The organism is Streptomyces sp. NPDC007917 (assembly GCF_042959105.1).
Taxonomy (GTDB): domain Bacteria; phylum Actinomycetota; class Actinomycetes; order Streptomycetales; family Streptomycetaceae; genus Streptomyces.
The window spans coordinates 20,689-36,098 of sequence record NZ_JBIBKK010000021.1; the positions used below are offsets into that span (position 1 = coordinate 20,689).

General features: G+C 72.7%; 15 protein-coding genes. 2 read left to right on the forward strand and 13 right to left on the reverse strand.

The window, feature by feature from the left end; translation table 11 throughout:
- Positions 1-102: 102 nt before the first annotated feature.
- The 10 genes from ACFZDL_RS32735 to ACFZDL_RS32780 form a co-directional block, all read right to left on the reverse strand.
- On the reverse strand, positions 103-456 hold the full coding sequence (locus ACFZDL_RS32735; RefSeq protein ID WP_353590336.1) for a hypothetical protein: 354 nt from the start codon (positions 454-456) through the stop codon (positions 103-105).
- Positions 437-1,699 (reverse strand): CHAT domain-containing protein, encoded by a 1,263-nt coding sequence (locus ACFZDL_RS32740; protein WP_353590335.1) that lies wholly within the window; start codon positions 1,697-1,699, stop codon positions 437-439. Before ACFZDL_RS32740 ends, ACFZDL_RS32735 begins: the two co-directional genes overlap by 20 nt.
- A complete protein-coding gene (locus ACFZDL_RS32745) occupies positions 1,696-4,050 on the reverse strand; it encodes a hypothetical protein (protein WP_353590334.1) in 2,355 nt (784 codons plus the stop codon). The genes ACFZDL_RS32740 and ACFZDL_RS32745 overlap by 4 nt, the downstream gene beginning before the upstream one ends.
- Before the next feature lie 150 nt (positions 4,051-4,200).
- The gene (gene gap / locus ACFZDL_RS32750; RefSeq protein WP_353590333.1) at positions 4,201-5,199 is read right to left on the reverse strand and encodes a type I glyceraldehyde-3-phosphate dehydrogenase; all 999 of its coding nucleotides are present in this window, start codon (positions 5,197-5,199) and stop codon (positions 4,201-4,203) included.
- Positions 5,200-5,303: 104 nt separating this feature from the next.
- The gene (locus ACFZDL_RS32755) at positions 5,304-6,260 is read right to left on the reverse strand and encodes a helix-turn-helix domain-containing protein (RefSeq protein WP_353590332.1); all 957 of its coding nucleotides are present in this window, start codon (positions 6,258-6,260) and stop codon (positions 5,304-5,306) included.
- Between the two features lie 68 nt (positions 6,261-6,328).
- A complete protein-coding gene (locus ACFZDL_RS32760) occupies positions 6,329-6,472 on the reverse strand; it encodes a hypothetical protein (protein ID WP_353590331.1) in 144 nt (47 codons plus the stop codon).
- A gap of 187 nt (positions 6,473-6,659) precedes the next feature.
- A complete protein-coding gene (locus tag ACFZDL_RS32765) occupies positions 6,660-7,853 on the reverse strand; it encodes a serine hydrolase domain-containing protein (protein ID WP_353590330.1) in 1,194 nt (397 codons plus the stop codon).
- A gap of 141 nt (positions 7,854-7,994) precedes the next feature.
- Complete coding sequence (locus ACFZDL_RS32770) at positions 7,995-8,681, reverse strand: response regulator transcription factor (RefSeq protein ID WP_353590329.1); 687 nt, start codon at positions 8,679-8,681, stop codon at positions 7,995-7,997.
- On the reverse strand, positions 8,678-9,727 hold the full coding sequence (locus ACFZDL_RS32775; RefSeq protein WP_353590463.1) for a histidine kinase: 1,050 nt from the start codon (positions 9,725-9,727) through the stop codon (positions 8,678-8,680). The genes ACFZDL_RS32770 and ACFZDL_RS32775 overlap by 4 nt, the downstream gene beginning before the upstream one ends.
- A gap of 319 nt (positions 9,728-10,046) precedes the next feature.
- A complete protein-coding gene (locus ACFZDL_RS32780) occupies positions 10,047-10,490 on the reverse strand; it encodes a PaaI family thioesterase (protein ID WP_353590328.1) in 444 nt (147 codons plus the stop codon).
- Positions 10,491-10,555: 65 nt separating this feature from the next.
- Between ACFZDL_RS32780 and ACFZDL_RS32785 the strand changes: the two genes are divergently transcribed.
- A complete protein-coding gene (locus ACFZDL_RS32785; RefSeq protein ID WP_353590327.1) occupies positions 10,556-10,993 on the forward strand; it encodes a MarR family winged helix-turn-helix transcriptional regulator in 438 nt (145 codons plus the stop codon).
- A 30-nt stretch (positions 10,994-11,023) separates the two neighbouring features.
- On the opposite strand, the gene ACFZDL_RS32790 is transcribed toward ACFZDL_RS32785, so the two are convergent.
- A complete protein-coding gene (locus ACFZDL_RS32790) occupies positions 11,024-11,782 on the reverse strand; it encodes a superoxide dismutase (protein WP_353590326.1) in 759 nt (252 codons plus the stop codon).
- Positions 11,783-11,959: 177 nt separating this feature from the next.
- Here ACFZDL_RS32790 and ACFZDL_RS32795 point away from each other — a divergent pair, with 177 nt between their 5' ends.
- Positions 11,960-13,039: a LacI family DNA-binding transcriptional regulator gene (locus ACFZDL_RS32795; RefSeq protein ID WP_353590325.1), complete on the forward strand. Its 1,080-nt coding sequence runs from the start codon at positions 11,960-11,962 to the stop codon at positions 13,037-13,039.
- Here the strand turns inward: ACFZDL_RS32795 and ACFZDL_RS32800 are convergent.
- Positions 13,002-14,519, reverse strand: a complete 1,518-nt coding sequence (locus ACFZDL_RS32800) for a glycoside hydrolase family 32 protein (protein WP_353590324.1) — start codon at positions 14,517-14,519, stop codon at positions 13,002-13,004. The genes ACFZDL_RS32795 and ACFZDL_RS32800 overlap by 38 nt on opposite strands.
- Positions 14,516-15,400 (reverse strand): carbohydrate ABC transporter permease, encoded by an 885-nt coding sequence (locus ACFZDL_RS32805; protein WP_353590323.1) that lies wholly within the window; start codon positions 15,398-15,400, stop codon positions 14,516-14,518. The genes ACFZDL_RS32800 and ACFZDL_RS32805 overlap by 4 nt, the downstream gene beginning before the upstream one ends.
- Positions 15,401-15,410: the final 10 nt, after the last annotated feature.

Here is a 15,410-nt window from a genome sequence, read left to right on the forward strand (position 1 = left end):
CCGCGGCATGGGCCGGTGACGTGCACGTGCCGGATCCGCATCCGGGCTGCTCCCCCGGCTCCCGCTCCATGATCGCGGTTGCGGAGGCCGGCGCTGCCGGGCTCAGGGTGTGTCGGAGCGCGTGAAGGTGAAGGTGATTCCCGCCTGGCCGGCCAGTTCGCCGCCGGAGCCGAGCAATGACACCGTGCCCTTGGCGCTGACCTCGGCGCTGAAGGTGACCTCGTTGAGGCGGAACTCGCCCGCTCGCTGTGGGAGGGAGGCGATCAGGCCCTGCATCGTGGTCACAAAGGCGTCGAGGCGGACGCGGAGTTCCTCGGCGGGGATCTCCGTGCGGGCGGCCCGCCACTCCTCCAGGCGGCGGAAGGACAGGCGATCGGTGCGGCCCTGGTCGGTGTCCTCCAGGCCGAGGACGCTGATCGTCCCGTCGGCGCCGGCGTCAGGGGTGGGCTTGGGCACGGGGTATCTCCTCAGGGGTGGGGCGGACGCGCAGGCCGGGGTCGGCGTACGCGGCGTAGGTCAGGCCGAGCGGGTTGCGCAGCGTGTGCAGGAGGTGCAGGCGGGACTCGAGGACGGCTCTGCCCAGGGGCATCCGGCGGATGAGGAAGCGTTCGTACAGCGCCTTGGAGAAGGCCGCGGCGATGTCGTCGGGAATCTCGGTCTCGGTGCCGATGAACCCGCGGTTGTGGTTCTTGAGGAAGAGGTACGGGAACGACGGCGCCCCCGGGGCGCGCATCCGGCCCGAGCCGCAGGCGTTCATCACCACCAGCGGCAGGTCGAAGGTGCGCTGCTCCCGGCTCGCGGCGAGGGCGAGGAGGTCCGCTCCGAGGTCGCCGAGCGTGGTGCGGGAGTGGTGGCCGGCGCCGCTGAGTTCGATCTCGGCGGCGAGTGTGTCGTCGGAGCGGGTGTAGCAGTGGCAGGCGAAGTGCTGGACCTGGTCCGGCAGGTCACGGCGGCTGCCGTCGAGGAGGAGCCGGGGGTCGAAGATCTGCTCGGCGAGGCCCGGTGCGCGTTCCGCACCGTTGGGGTAGGGACCTTCGAGGTCGATGTGGTGCTTTCCGGAGTCGGCGAACCACGCCAGTTCCTCGACGGCTCCTTCGAGGTGCTCGTAGTAGAGATAGCGGGCGGGGACACGGCCCTGCGGCCCGGTGTGCAGGACGAGCCCGCCCTCGACAGGGGCGGGGAGCAGGGCGCGGCGCACCACGCACGAGAAGCCGACGAGGGTCCGGCACGCGGCGGTGAAGTCGCCCCGGGTCTCGACGGGATCGCCCGGGAACATCCGGAACAGTGGCAGGAACTCCAGGGGCAGGAAGCCGTCCTGACCGCCGGCGCATTCGACGAGCGGGGGCGGCAGCGTGGGGTTCATGCCGTATGGCAGGGCCTTGTTCCAGAACGTCTGGAGCCCCTGGAGGACGGACTGCTCCAGGCCGAACAGGGTGAAGAGCAGGGTGCGGCCGAGGCGGTGCAGGCTCTGGAAGACCCGGTCGAGATCCCCGTCCTCGACGTCGAACCCGGTGAGCTCGTCCTTGAGCCGGGTCAGCCCCTTGTCCAGTGCCTCGCGGGCCTGGATCAGCGCGTTGCCGCCGACGAGGCTGACGCGCAGCGGCGCGACTTCCCTGCGGAGGGCGGTGAACTCCAGTTGGGTCCCCCCGTCGGTGGTCAGGGCCCGGACGGAGACGTCGGGCAGCCGTGCCTCGCTCATGCGTCGTCCGTCGCCCCTGTCGCCTCGATCTTCAGGGCGACGACCTGGACGAGGTGGCCGGCCTGATAGAGCTGCATCCAGATCTCGTGATTGCCCTCTTCCGGCACCTGGAACCCGAAAGCCGTCTGCTGCTTGTCTTCGACGTGGAGGTTCTTGCGTTGGGGCAGCGGTGTGAGCGTGGAGCTGTCGGCCATCACGTCGAACGACGCGGCGCCGGCGTCCCTGCCGCCCTCGACACGGACCGGTTCCATGACGAAGAAGTTGCTGCCCGGCCGGCTCGCGATCACTGAGGGGAAGTCCCGCATGTGCTCGTCGCGCACGACGGAGACGACCAGCCGCAGGCGCCGCCCCCCGGGTGCCCTGATCGTGCCGCCCTCGGCTCGTACGTCCTGTGCGTCGCTGTCTTCCAGTTCGATCGCGAAGTAGCCGACGAAGTTCGTCAGGGGCGGGCCGGTCACGGCCTCCGTCAGGGAGGTGTGGATCAGCGACCGCATGTCCTGCTGGAACTTCCGGTGGAGAGTCGACAGATGACTCTCCAGGCGGGCGCCGACCGGGACCGTCGTCGAGCGGGCGATCTCCTTGGCGAGCAGGGACAGTTGGCCTTCCGTGAAGGGAGCGCCGCCCGGAGTCCGCGCTGCCTGGGACAGGCGCTCGTCCCGGATCGCCTGACGCACGGTGGCCCGGATGTCCGCGCTCACCATGCGTGCGACGGCGGCGAGTTCGTCCGCCCTGGCGCGATCGTCCGCCCTGGCGCGATCGGACGCTCTCGGCTCGGCCCTCCGCCGTTCCGCGTACGGATCGGGATCCCGCTCACCGCTCAACTCGGCGGCCAGCCGGCTCATGTCCGCATCCGAGGGGTCCTCCGGCACGGAGAGGCGCATCCTCTTCGCCAGGTCGTACCGGTACAGGCCGACCGCGTGCGCCTTGGCCTCGTACACCTCGACCAGCGACCTGCGCGCCTGCGCCAGCGCCACGGCCGCCACCGCCAGGGGTCCCACGACGGGCAGTACGGCCACCCCCTGCTCGACGTGGAGACCGCCGAGGCCGGTGAGCGCGATGAGCAGCCAGACGCCCGTCGTGCACACGGCGCTCGCGACCGTGATCCGACAGACGAGCACGCCCCGTTCCCCGCGCCGCAACCGGCGGTTGACCTCGTCGGGGGCGACCAGTCCGATCCGGGGCCAGATGTCGTCGACAGCGAGCCCGGTGTCCAGGGCGGTACGCAGGTGGAGGGCGTTCAGGGCGGTGGACTGGAGAGGGTTCATGAAGCGTTGCGGGACAGTGAGCCGGGTGAGGTCGTCCGTCTCCCGGCTCCTGTATTCACGTGGTGTCGTGCGGACCATGTGGGCCAATCTGGACGCCCGGTACGCCAACGGCGCCGTGCTCGTCCAGACCAGCACTCCGTACTGCGTCACCAGCAGTACAGCCGCCGCCACCGCCAGCCAACCGGCCTCCAGCAGCCGATCACCCGAGTCCGGCCCGCTCCACGGCTTCCCGCTCCACATCGCCCACGCGAGGCTGCCCAGCGGGACGAGAATCCCGGCGAGCTGTGCCCCGGGCGGAACCGTCGCCCCACGAGCGGGCCCGGGCCACCGCAGCGACGACACCGTGACGACGAGCAGCGGACCCCCCACCGCCACCGCGCCCACCCACCACGCGGCCGCCGTCTCGCCCCGCACCGCCGAACGCGCCACCACACCGGCCACACCCAGGAGCGCGGCGGAACCGAACACCTTCAGGTACCTGGACTCGGCGGCGCCCCAGGCGTCGGAGTCGGACAGCCAGAAACCCCCCGCCAGCACCACCACGGCGCAGCCCAGCACCCAAGCCGCCCACAGCGGCCCCTCCACGGCGAAGCGGGCGGTGAGCCAGCCGCCGCAGCCCTCGGCGAGGACGAAGGCGACGGCGCTGGGGAGGCTGTCGGAGGGCGTGTATCCACCGCTGCCGCTGCCGCTGACCGAGGCGATGCGCCAGGAGGCGCCGGCGACCAGCGCGAGGAGTACGCCCCCGGACGCCCACGCCGTCGCGTACTCGTGATCGCGAGCCAACCGCGCTCCGATCAGGGTCAGTTCGGCCACCAGGGCCGTCGCCAGGATGGCGATCGTGTCCAGCCGCAGCGTCCGGAAGTCGTTCGCACTGCTGGTGGACGCGCTGCTCCGCCCGAGAGCCAGTTCGGCGCACCACCCGGCGGCCCCCGCGAGCGCCAGCCAGCCCACGAGCAGCCACAGTCCACCCGGCGCGACATCGCGCACGGGAACCAGCACGGCCCCCGTGCCTCCCGCCACGACCGCGACCGCGGCGGCGGTGCCGAAGAGGGCGCCGCGCCGCGTCGTACCTGTCCTCGCCCTCATCGCGTCCCCGCCGGCTGTCCGATGTCTGCCGCAATTCACTGAAGAGTATGACCAGTTCGCGCGCCGGCCGGGAGGGGACTCAGTCGCACAGGGCAGCACACAGGCATGAGCGGCCCGCCCCTTCGGTGGGGGGGCCGCTCGGGTGTGCGGTCAGCGGGTGGCGAGGAGCTGGAGGGTGTCGATCACGCGGTTCGAGAAGCCCCACTCGTTGTCGTACCAGGCGACGACCTTGATGTGGCGGCCGTCGACGCGGGTGAGGGCCGAGTCGAAGATCGACGAGGCCGGGTTGCCGGTGATGTCGGACGACACGAGCGGGTCGTCCGAGTACTCGAGGACGCCGGCGAGCGGTCCCTCCGCCGCGGCGCGGTACGCCGCCAGCACCTCGTCGCGCGTCACGTCGCGGGCCACGGTGGTGTTGAGTTCGACGATCGAGCCCACCGGAACCGGCACGCGGATCGAGTCGCCCGACAGCTTGCCGTCGAGGTTCGGCAGGACGAGACCGATCGCCTTGGCGGCGCCCGTCGTGGTCGGCACGATATTGACCCCGGCGGCGCGGGCGCGGCGGGGGTCGCGGTGCGGGCCGTCCTGCAGGTTCTGCTCCTGCGTGTAGGCGTGCACCGTCGTCATGAAGCCGTGCTCGATGCCGGCGAGTTCGTCCAGCACCGCGGCCAGCGGCGCGAGCGCGTTGGTCGTGCAGGAGGCGTTCGAGACGATCGTGTGCACGTCCGGGTCGTACGCGTCGGTGTTGACCCCGTACGCGAGCGTGACGTCGGCGCCGTCCGAGGGCGCGCTGACGAGCACCTTCTTCGCGCCGGCGTCGAGGTGGGCACGGGCGGCCTTGGCCGAGGTGAAGCGGCCGGTCGCCTCGAGCGCGACGTCGACGCCGAGTTCGGCCCAGGGCAGCTGCGCCGGTTCACGCTCGGCGAGCACCGTGATGCGACGGCCGTCGACGACAAGGGCGTTCCCGTCGACGGTCACCGGGCGGCCGAGCCGGCCGGCCGTCGTGTCATAGGCGAGCAGCCGGGCGAGGGTGGCGGGCTCCGTGAGGTCGTTGACGGCGACGATTTCAAGGTCGCTGTCGCGTTCGAGCAGTGCGCGCAGCACATTGCGTCCGATGCGGCCGAATCCGTTGATCGCGATGCGAGTCATGAGTGGTGTCCCTTCGGTTTGCCACCAGCGTCGCGTGCGGCATCCGCCATGTGACAGCGGCGTGATCGCCACTGTTCAAAAGGATCGCGCCAGGTGGCGGCGGGCTACTCGCCCTTGGTGAAGACGCGCCGGTACTCGGTCGGCGTGGTGCCGAGGATGCGCTGGAAGTGCAGCCGTAGATTCGCGCCGGTGCCCAGACCGACGTCGGCGGCGATCTGCTCGACGCTCCGTTCCGAACGTTCGAGCAGCTCACGGGCCACGTCGATGCGGGCGCGCATGACCCACTGCATCGGCGTGTACCCCGTGTCCTCGGCGAAGCGCCGCGAGAACGTACGCGGCGAGACCGCCGCATGCCGGGCGAGCACCTCGAGGGTGAGGGGCTCGCCGAGCCGGTGCAGCGCCCACTCGCGGGTGGCGGCGAACCGCTCGCCGAGCGGCTCGGGGACGCTGCGCGGCACGTACTGCGCCTGACCGCCGCTGCGGTAGGGGGCCGCGACCAGGCGCCGGGCCGCGTGATTCGACGCGGCCACTCCGAGGTCGCCGCGCAGAATGTGCAGACACAGGTCGATGCCCGAGGCGGCGCCGGCCGACGTCAGCACGCTGCCCTCGTCGACGAACAGAACGTTCTCGTCGACCTGGACGAGGGGGTGCTTCGCCGCGAGCGCCCGCGCGTAGTGCCAGTGCGTCGTGGCGCGCCTGCCGTCGAGCAGGCCCGTGGCGGCGAGCGCGAAGGCGCCCGTCGAGATGGCGGCGAGCCGTGTGCCCCGGGCGTGGGCGGCGATCAGCGCGTCGACGACGGCCTGCGGCGGGTCGTCGCGGTCCGGGAACCGGTAGCCGGGGATGAAGACGATGTCGGCCCACTCGAGCGCGTCGAGGCCGTGGGCGACGGAGTACGACAGGCCGTCGCCGCCGGTCACGAGACCGGGCGCCGCCCCGCACACCCGCACCTCGTACGGCATGCTCGCACGGGTGGTGAACACCTGGGCGGGAATGCCGACATCGAGCGGCTTCGCACCCTCGAGCACAAGGACGGCGACGCGATGCAGACGGGAGGGTGGCACGGGTACCAGGGTACGAGTGATCGCCTGCTCGCCAGGCCCGCCACCTCCCGCGCATCACGCGGCGTACGTCACCTGTGATGGAGCGTGACCACTGCCGTCACGAGCAAGATTGCGATCATGATGGCGTACCAGGTGATGACTTCCGGGGCTCGGGTGGCGGCCTCCGTCACTCCGGCCGCCGCGCCGAGAAGCTGTCCGTCTGCGATGTTCATCAAGATCGCCTTCTTCTGGAGAAGCGGACCGGTCCAGGTGCTCTCGCCGCCGGAACGGCGTGATCCGTCTCTTCCCCTGGTTTCATTGAACACCTGAGAGCCGGGCGTCGTCAGGGCGAGCCGCGCGCGGGCCGCCCTGGCCGGCAGGGTGAGGGTGGTCGTGGTGCTCGCCCGACGGCCGGACGGCTCAGGAGTGCTGCAGCGCGGCCAGGGCGATCGGCAGCTTGCGGGGGTTGCCCGAGGCCGACTTGGCGTTGGTGGAATTGACCACGTAGACCAGGGTGCGGTCGATGCGGCCGCGGGTGTCCAGGGTGGCACCCATCCCGGTGGCGTAGCCGTAGCGTTCGCCGGTCTTGCCGTAGCAGACGGTTCCGTCGGGGAGCACCGAGCGGGTGAGGCCCATGGTGTACGACGCGGGGTCGGTGCTCTCGTACATGGTGATGCCCTGCGGGACCTCCAGCATGTGGCGCAGCTGGGCCTTGGGGACGACCCGGCCGCTGAACAGCGCCACGGTGAAGCGCTCCAGGTCGGCGGCGGTGCTGATGACGTCTCCCGCCGCCCAGCCCGCGGAGACGTTCCAGTCGGTGACGTCGACGACTCCGGCGGCGGTGCGCTGGTAGCCGAGGTTGTGCGGCCCGGGGAGGTACGGGTCGGAGCCGGGGTAGGAGGTGTCGCGCATGCCGAGGGGGGTCAGGACGCGCCGCTGGACCTGGTCCTCGTACGAGTCGCCGGTCACCTTCTCGATGAGCAGGCCCAGCACGGTGTAGTTGATGTTGAGGTAGTGCTGTGCGCTGCCGGGGGTGAACTCCAGCGGATGGGCGGTGGCGGAGGCGATCAGCTGCTGGGGGGTCGTGGTGTCGAAGCGGTGTGCGTACTGGGCCTCGAAGGAGTCTCCGGGGCCGTCGGCGGGGTGCAGTCCGCTGGTGTGGTTGAGCAGCTGGGCGACGGTGATCGGCGGGTAGTCGGCGGGGAGCAGTTCGGGGAGGTAGCGCTGGACGGGGCGGTTCAGGGCGACCTTGTGCTCGGCGACGAGTTGCAGGACGACGGCAGCGGTGAGGACCTTGGTCACGCTGCCCGCGCGGAAGCGGCCGTCGGCCAGGACCGGCTGCCGCGATGCCAGGTCGCGGACGCCGGCGGCGCCCTGCCAGCTTCCGGCTCTGCCGCCGACCCGGATGACCGCGGCGGTGGCGTCGTCGGCCGGGAGGTTGGCGATCGTGCGCCGCAGGGCCTCGGTGTCCAGCGCCCCGGTGTGCGGAGTGGACGTCGAGGACGTCGAGGACGTCGGTGCGGGGTGCGCCAGGGCCTGGGTGGTGGCCGGGCCCGCGGCGATGGCCAGGGCTACGGCGGCGGCGGTCAGGGCGGTGCGGGGGCGGATCCTCATCGGTGTGCTCCGTGAAGGGGGTCGGTGTCGGGAATGACCCCATCCTGGTGATCACGCGCTTTCGGCGGATCGCCGGAGCGACCGATCTTGGGCGGTGCGGCACTCCCTCGTGTGAGGGAGTCCCTTGTCTGAGGGAGTCGGTCACCCCACGGTGATCAGGCCCGTCTCATAGGCGCAGATGACCGCCTGGATCCGGTCGCGCAGCCCGAGTTTGCTCAGCACATTGCTCACATGCGTCTTGACGGTGTGCTCACTGACCACGAGCTCCGCGGCGATCTCCGCGTTGGACAGCCCCCTGCCGAGCAGTTGGAGGGTTTCCCGCTCCCGCGCGGTGAGCGCCGACAGCCGGTCGGCCCGCGGTGGGGCGGCCTCGCCCGAGGCGGCCTCCCCCGACGCGGCCTGCCGGGGGTGCCGGACGAAGTCCGCGACCAGGCGCCGGGCCACCGAGGGCGCCAGGAGCGAGTCGCCCGCGGTCACCACCCGGACCGCGTGGACCAGATCGTCCCGGCGGACGTCCTTGAGCAGAAAGCCGCTCGCCCCGGCGTGCAGGGCGTCATGGACGTACTCGTCGGAGTCGAAGGTGGTCAGCACGATCACCCGGCACTCGGTCTCCCGGCAGATGGCCGCGGTCGCCTCGATGCCGTCCGTCCCGGGCATGCGGATGTCGAGCAGCGCCACGTCCGGGGCGTGGCGGCGTACGGCCTCGATCGCCGCCGCGCCGTCCCCGGCCTCGGCGACCACCTCGATGTCCGGCTGGGCGTCGAGGATCATCACAAAGCCGCTGCGGACCAGTTCCTGGTCGTCGGCCACCACCACACGGATCGTCATTTCCCCACCCCGAGACTCACGAAGACCTCGAACCCCTTGCCGCCCGGCCCGGGTCCGGTGCGGGCGGTGCCGCCGTGTGCGGCGGCCCGCTCCCGGATGCCGATCAGGCCGTGGCCGGGAGAGCGGGCTCCCGCGGAGCCGCCCGCGCCCGGCCCGCGGCCGTCGTCGGTGACGGTGATGCCGAGCGTCTCACGGCCGTAGTCGAGCCGGACCGCCACCCGGCCGGCGGCGGCGTGCTTGACGACGTTGGTCAGGGCCTCCTGCACCACACGGTAGACGGTGGCCTCGGTGTCCAGGGGCAGGGGCCTGACCTGGCCTGTGGTGTCGTACGAGACGGTGACCCCGCTGCCCGAGACGCGCTCGAGCAGCGCGGGCAGCTCGGTGACGGTGGGCTGCGGACCCCGTTGGTCCGTGGCGTCCTCGCGCAGCACCCCCAGCATCCGCCGCAGCTGGACCATCGCCTCCCGGCCGGTCTCCGAGATCGCGTCGAAGGCCGCCTCGGCCCGGTCGGGGGCGGTGCGGACCGCGACGGGGCCGGCCTCGGCCTGCACCACCATCAGGGCGACGGAGTGGGACAGGACGTCATGCATCTCCCGGGCGATCCTGGCCCGTTCGCGGACCACCGCCCGCTCGGCCGCCCTGCGCTCGGCGGCCTCCGCGTAGGCCTGGCGGGTGCGGGTGAGGGTGCCGAGGGTGCAGGCGCCGAAGAAGACGATCAGGCTGAAGATCAGTTCGCGGACCTCGCCCGTGTTGAGGGCCACGGCGACCGGGATCAGCAGCGCCGCCAGGGCCATCATGGCGATGCGGGTACGGCGCGGGGAGAGGGCGGCCACGGTGTAGGCGGCCACCAGGCCGGCGTACGGGAGGGGCTGGCCCGGGCCGTCGAGGGTCAGCTGGTAGCAGAGCTGCGCGAGGCAGATGAGGCAGAGCACGGTGAACGGCGCCCGCCTCCGCCACACCAGCGGCAGCACGACCAGGGTGGTCATCGCGTACGCGGACCAGGTCGCGGGCGGCAGTCCGGGGCCTCGGGGGACGACGAACGGCATGGTGGCGGCCAGTTGCACCAGCAGCGCCAGGCCGAGGTCGAAGGTTGCCGGGGGGAGGGTCCGCAGGGTCCGCAGTACGCGAGGGCCGTGGCTCGTCGGGACGGTGACGGACGGTGGATCATGGACATGCCGCTGATCGTGCATGCCGCCGATCGTGCCAGGGGCGGGTCCGCCGAGACGGGCCCCCTGGTCAACACCACGGGTCGGCCGCGACGGGCACGGCCCTGGCCAACTCCACGGGTCGGGCCTCGGCGGGCGCGCCCCTGGCCGACACCACGGGTCGGGCCTCGGCAGGCGCGCCCGCGGCCGACACCACGGGTCAGGTCCCGTTCGGCGCCCCGGTTGCCGCCGTCACCGCGATCGTGCCCTGCGCCACCGCGCACAGGGTCGCCGTGCCCGCGCCGTCCACGGTGGACAGGTCGCAGCGGCATACGACGCGGGTGCGGCCGGCCCGTACGACCCGCGCCTCGGCCCGCAGCAGCGCTCCGTCGGCGGGGCGCAGATAGTCGATGGTGAACCCCGCGGTGAGCACCCGCGCGCCGACCACCGAGCCCGCGGCGAAGGTCAGCGCGTTGTCCGCGGCGTAGCCGAGTACGCCGCCGTGCAGGAAGCCGTGCTGCTGGCGCAGGTCGTCGCGGACCTCCAGCTCCAGGGTCGCCGCGCCCTCGCCGAAGGCCACGAGGCGGGCGCCGAGCAGATTGCTGAAGGGCTGGGCCGCCAGCAGCTTCCGCGCGAGTGCCACGTCCAGGGTCTCGTCCACCATGCCGCCTCACTTCACCAGTGAAGTGACCCTGCCGTGCGGCCCTCGCTTCTGTCAAGATCGGCCCCATGCCCGAGCACCGGCCCGCACCCGACCAGCGCCTGTTCTTTCTGCTGCAGCGGGCGGCACACCAGCTGCGCACGGTCGCGGACCGCCGCTGTCTGGCCGCCGCCGGGGTCACCACGGCGCAGCTCGGTGCCCTGTTCGCCGTACGCGACCAGCCGGGCATCACCCAGCGGGAGCTGGCGCACGCCCTGGGGCTGCGCGAGTCCGGGGTCACCGCGCTCGTCGCCCGGCTCGCCAAGGCCGGCCTCGTCGTCAGGCGGCCCCATCCGCGCGAGCACCGCGCCGTGGTGCTGGAGCTGACCGACGGCGGCGGCGCCGCCCTCCGCGCCGCCCAGCCCGAAGTCGACCGTTTCAACGATGAGGTGCGGGCCCTGCTCGGCGATCAGGGGTTCGACCGGACCGCCGCCGCGCTGCACTCACTCGCCCACTGGGAGTTCTGACCATGTGAGGGCCCCCGGGCCCCGAGGCCGTCAACAGAGGGGAACAGCGACGGCGTTGAAGGTCGTCTCCGGTGTCTGGGGCGAGGTAAAGCGGGCGTTGACGATATAGAGGCGGTCGCCCCAGCGGGCGGCGGTGGTGGGGACGTCGAAGCGTGGGTCGGTGACCGTACGGCGCACCGTCGCCGTACGGGCCCTGGCGTCGAGGTCGAAGACGGTGATGAGGTTCAGCCGGTTCTGCACGACATACAGCGTGCGGCCGACACGGAGGAGGCCGTCGCCGTTCGCGACGTCGGCCGCGCCGACCAGCGCGATCTCCGTGGCGTGACCGGTTCTCAGGTCCACGTGGTAGAGCCTGCCGGGCGAGCTGCTGACGACGATCAGGCCCCGGCCGTCGGGCGTGCCGACGACGCCATTGGCGTTGTTGACGCCTGGCGTCTGCACCCAGTCGCCGCTCAGCGGCAGGCGGCGGACCTCTCCGGCGCGGCCGCGCGGTACGCCGTACAGGACGGCGTCGCGCGAGTCGGTGAACCAGGCGCGGTCGCCGAGCAGGATGACGTCGTTGATGAAGTGGCCCGTGGGGTCGGTCAGCTGGTACGAGGTCACCAGCTCGCCCGAGCGGGAGTCGACGACCCGCACCGAGCCCCCGCCGCCTCCCGAAACGTAGAGCAGGCCGTCCTCGTCCAGCTTGAGCCCGACGGCCACCGTGCCGGCGGCGCCCTCGTGGATGCCCCCGCCCTCACCGGTGCGCAGATCGGTGCGGTAGACGGCCCCGTTGACCCGCGAGCCCATATAGGCGTACGGCCCGCGGCCGATCGTGATCCCCTCGGGCAGGAAGCCGTCGGGGAACGCCGGTCGCCGCCGCGAGCGCGGCGCCGGCGGCTCGCGACACCGCGCCGGTCCCGCACCCCCACGGTGAGCACCCCGCGGGTGCCGCACCGGCTCAGGCCCGGGGATAGGGTGGAGGCCATGGGCACGGGCACGGGCGAGGGCGGACACGGCGGGCCCGCCGACCAGCTCGGGCGACCGACGTCGCGTGATGTCGCCCGGCTCGCCGGGGTGTCCCACACCGCCGTCTCCTTCGTGTTCAACGACCGCGCCGAGGGGAACCTCTCGGCCGCCACCCAGGAGCGCATCCGCCAGGCCGCCGCCCGGCTCGGCTACCGCCCCGACCCCGTCGCGCGCGGTCTGCGGCGCCGCCGCACCGCGGTGATCGGGCTGGTCACGGACGAGATCGCCTCGTCGCCGTTCGCGGGGCGGCTGCTGCGCGGGGCCATGGAGACCGCCTGGGACAGCGGGCATCTCGTCCTCACCATCGACTCCGGCGGCGATCCCGCCAAAGAGGACGCGGCGGTAGCCGAGCTCCTGGACCGGCGGGTGGACGGCATCATCTACGCGTCCATGTCGCTGCGCCGGGTCCGCGTCCCCGAGGGCCTGCACCGCACGCGCTCCGTCCTCGCCAACTGCCTGGCCGAGGACGACTCCCTGCCGGCCGTCATCCCCGCCGAGCGCGCCGGAGGCCGTACGGCGGCCCGGCTGCTGCTGGACGAGGGGCACCGCAGGGTCGCCATGGTCGGCGGCCAGGACGACATCGCGTCGGTCGAGCGGCTGCGCGGCTTCCGTGACGCCGTACGGGCCAAGGGAATCCTGGTCCCCAAGGAGTGGGTGCTGCGGACCGGAGGCGAGATCTCCGGCGGGTACGAGGGCGCGACGCGGATGCTGGACGGGGTCCCCGCGGACCGGCGTCCCACCGGCCTCTTCTGCTACAACGACCGGGTCGCGGCGGGCGTGCTGCACGCCGCGGCCCGGCTGGGGATCGCCGTCCCCGGCGAGCTGTCGGTGGTCGGCTACGACGACCAGGAGCACATGGCCGCGTTCCTGGCACCGCCCCTCACCACGGTCGCGCTGCCGCACCGGGCGATGGGCGAGGCCGCCGCCCGGCTGCTGCTGGAGGCCATCGACACCGGGCGGACACCGCTGGCCACCACCCGGCGCCTGGCCGGCCCGGTGATCAGCCGGGCGTCGGTGGGACCAGCTCCCACCCGGTGACGGCGGCCACGGCACCCGTCACGACGAGTTCGCCCACATCGTCCGGGCGCCGGTAGACGCGCTCGGTGACCGTGGCCCGGTCGTCGACGAACAGCTCGAACAGCGAGCCGTCGACGAGCACGCGCACCTCCCTCCCCGGTGCCCGCACCACGATCGGTGCCGACCCCCGGGGCCCGGTGCCGGGCCTCCGGGGCCAGTCACCGCGGTCCAGCGTCACGGTGCCCCGCTCCGGGTCCAGCCGCACCGTCAGCTGCCCGCCCGAGGCCGACCGCAGCAGACCCACCGTCGTCAGGCCGCGGGCCGTGACGGTCAGGTCGTACGCCTCCGGGAGCGGAACCCGGCCCGGCGCGGTCCGGTCCGGCGCGGTCCGGCCCGGCGCGGTCCGGCCCGGCGCGGTGCGGTCCGGCGCGGTGACGAACGGTTCGGCCCCGCCCAGTTCGGCCCCGCCCAGTTCGGTGACGAACGGTTCGGCCGCACGCAGCAGTTCCAGCTCCGGAGCCGGTACGACGCGCAGCGCCCCGTCCGGGTGTACGTCGACGACCCTCGGCGCGGTGAGCACACCGGCCCACCCGGCGCGCTCGACCTCGCCGCGCTCACGGGCCTCCCAGGACCAGCCCCACATCAGGGCCCGGTCCGCCTCCTGGAGGACGGCGGGCGCGTAGAAGTCCCGTCCGTGGTCGAGCCGCCCGCCGGTGCGCGCCTCGAAGCGCGGAGCGCCCGAGCCTCGGCCGTCCGCGCGCAGACGGCCCGTCAGGTATCCGGTGGAGCACGGGTCCCCGTCCCACAGCGACACCACCAGCACCCAGTCCCCGCCCGCCGTCGCGTACAGCTGCGGGCACTCCCAGCCGACCGCCTCGTCGCCGAACGCCTCCGCCGCGACCGGGTCCCGGCCGTCGGCGAGCACACCGGCGAACCGCCAGTCGGTCAGGTCCTCGCAGTCGTAGAGCAGCACCGACGGGGTCCCGTCGGCGTGGCCCGCGCCGACCAGCGCCCACCGCCGCCCGCCGTACCGGAAGACGAAGGGGTCGCGGAACATCACCACGTCCAGGCCGGTGGGCGGGCCGGTCACCACGGGGGTGGGCAACGGCTTCCACTCGGCCAGCGCGTCGTCGTCCGGGTCGGCCGCCCGTGCCAGGCAGATGGTGCCGAGGCCGGTGTGGTGGCGGTCGACGCCGGTGTAGACGGCCGTGGGCACGCCGTCGTCGTCGACGACGCACCCGGACCAGCAGCCCGCCTCGTCCGGGCCGCCGGGGGCGGGGGTGAGCGCGATCGGATGGTGCTCCCAGCGGACCAGGTCGGGGCTGGAGACATGGCCCCAGTGGACGTGGCGGTGGACCGGGGCGTCGGGGTTGTGCTGGTAGAACAGGTGGTGGCGGCCCCGCCAGAGGAAGGGCCCGTTCGGGTCGTTGATCCAGCCCGCGGGCGGGCGGACCCGAAAGCGCGGGGCGTTCGGGTCCAGGGACGAGGCGGCAGGGCTCAACGGTTGACTCCCGCGGAGGTGATGCCCTCGCGAAGAGGGCGCTGGCCGACGACGAACACGGCGACGGCGGGGATCATGGAGAGGACGACACCGGCGAGCACCACCGAGATGGAGCCGGTGCCGAGGTTGCCCTGGAGCGAGACCAGACCCAGGGGGAGTGTGTAGTTCTGGCCGGAGGTCTCCAGGATCAGCGGCCGGAAGAACTCGTTCCAGTGGTAGTTGAAGGCCAGCACGCCGACGATCGCGAGGCCGGGGGCGGCCAGCGGGGCGTACACCGACCGGAAGATCCGCCACGGGCCGCAGCCGTCCAGCATCGCGGCCTCCCCCAGGTCCTTCGGCATCCCCAGGAAGTACTGCCGCATCAGGAAGGTCCCGAAGGCGGTCGGGAAGGCCGGAATGATCAGGCCGAGGAGGGTGTCGGTCAGGCCCATCGACTTCAGCACCAGGAACACCGGCACGATGGTGACCTGGAGCGGCACCATCATGGTCGCCAGGACCAGGCCGAACAGCGGCTTCTTGAAGCGGAATTCCAGGCGCGCGAACGCGTACCCGGCCAGGCCCGCCGTGATCATCTGGCCCACCGCGATCAGCGCGGTCACCAGGGTCGAGTTGAGGGCGACCAGCCATACGTCGATCTGGTCGAAGACCCCGCGGTACGACTCCGTCGTCGGGTGGGTCGGGATGATCTTCGGCGGCAGGTCGAAGGACTCGGCCGGGGTGCGCAGCGAGGTGGAGACGGTCCAGATGACCGGGCCGAGGGTGAGCAGCGCGCACACCGCAAGACCGGCGATCCGGGCCCAGGGCGCGAGCGCGTGCCGCACACGGCTCGGGTTCGTCGTCGCCCGGCTCAGGGTCGGCGGGCGCATGGTCGCTTGGCTCATGGGACTCACC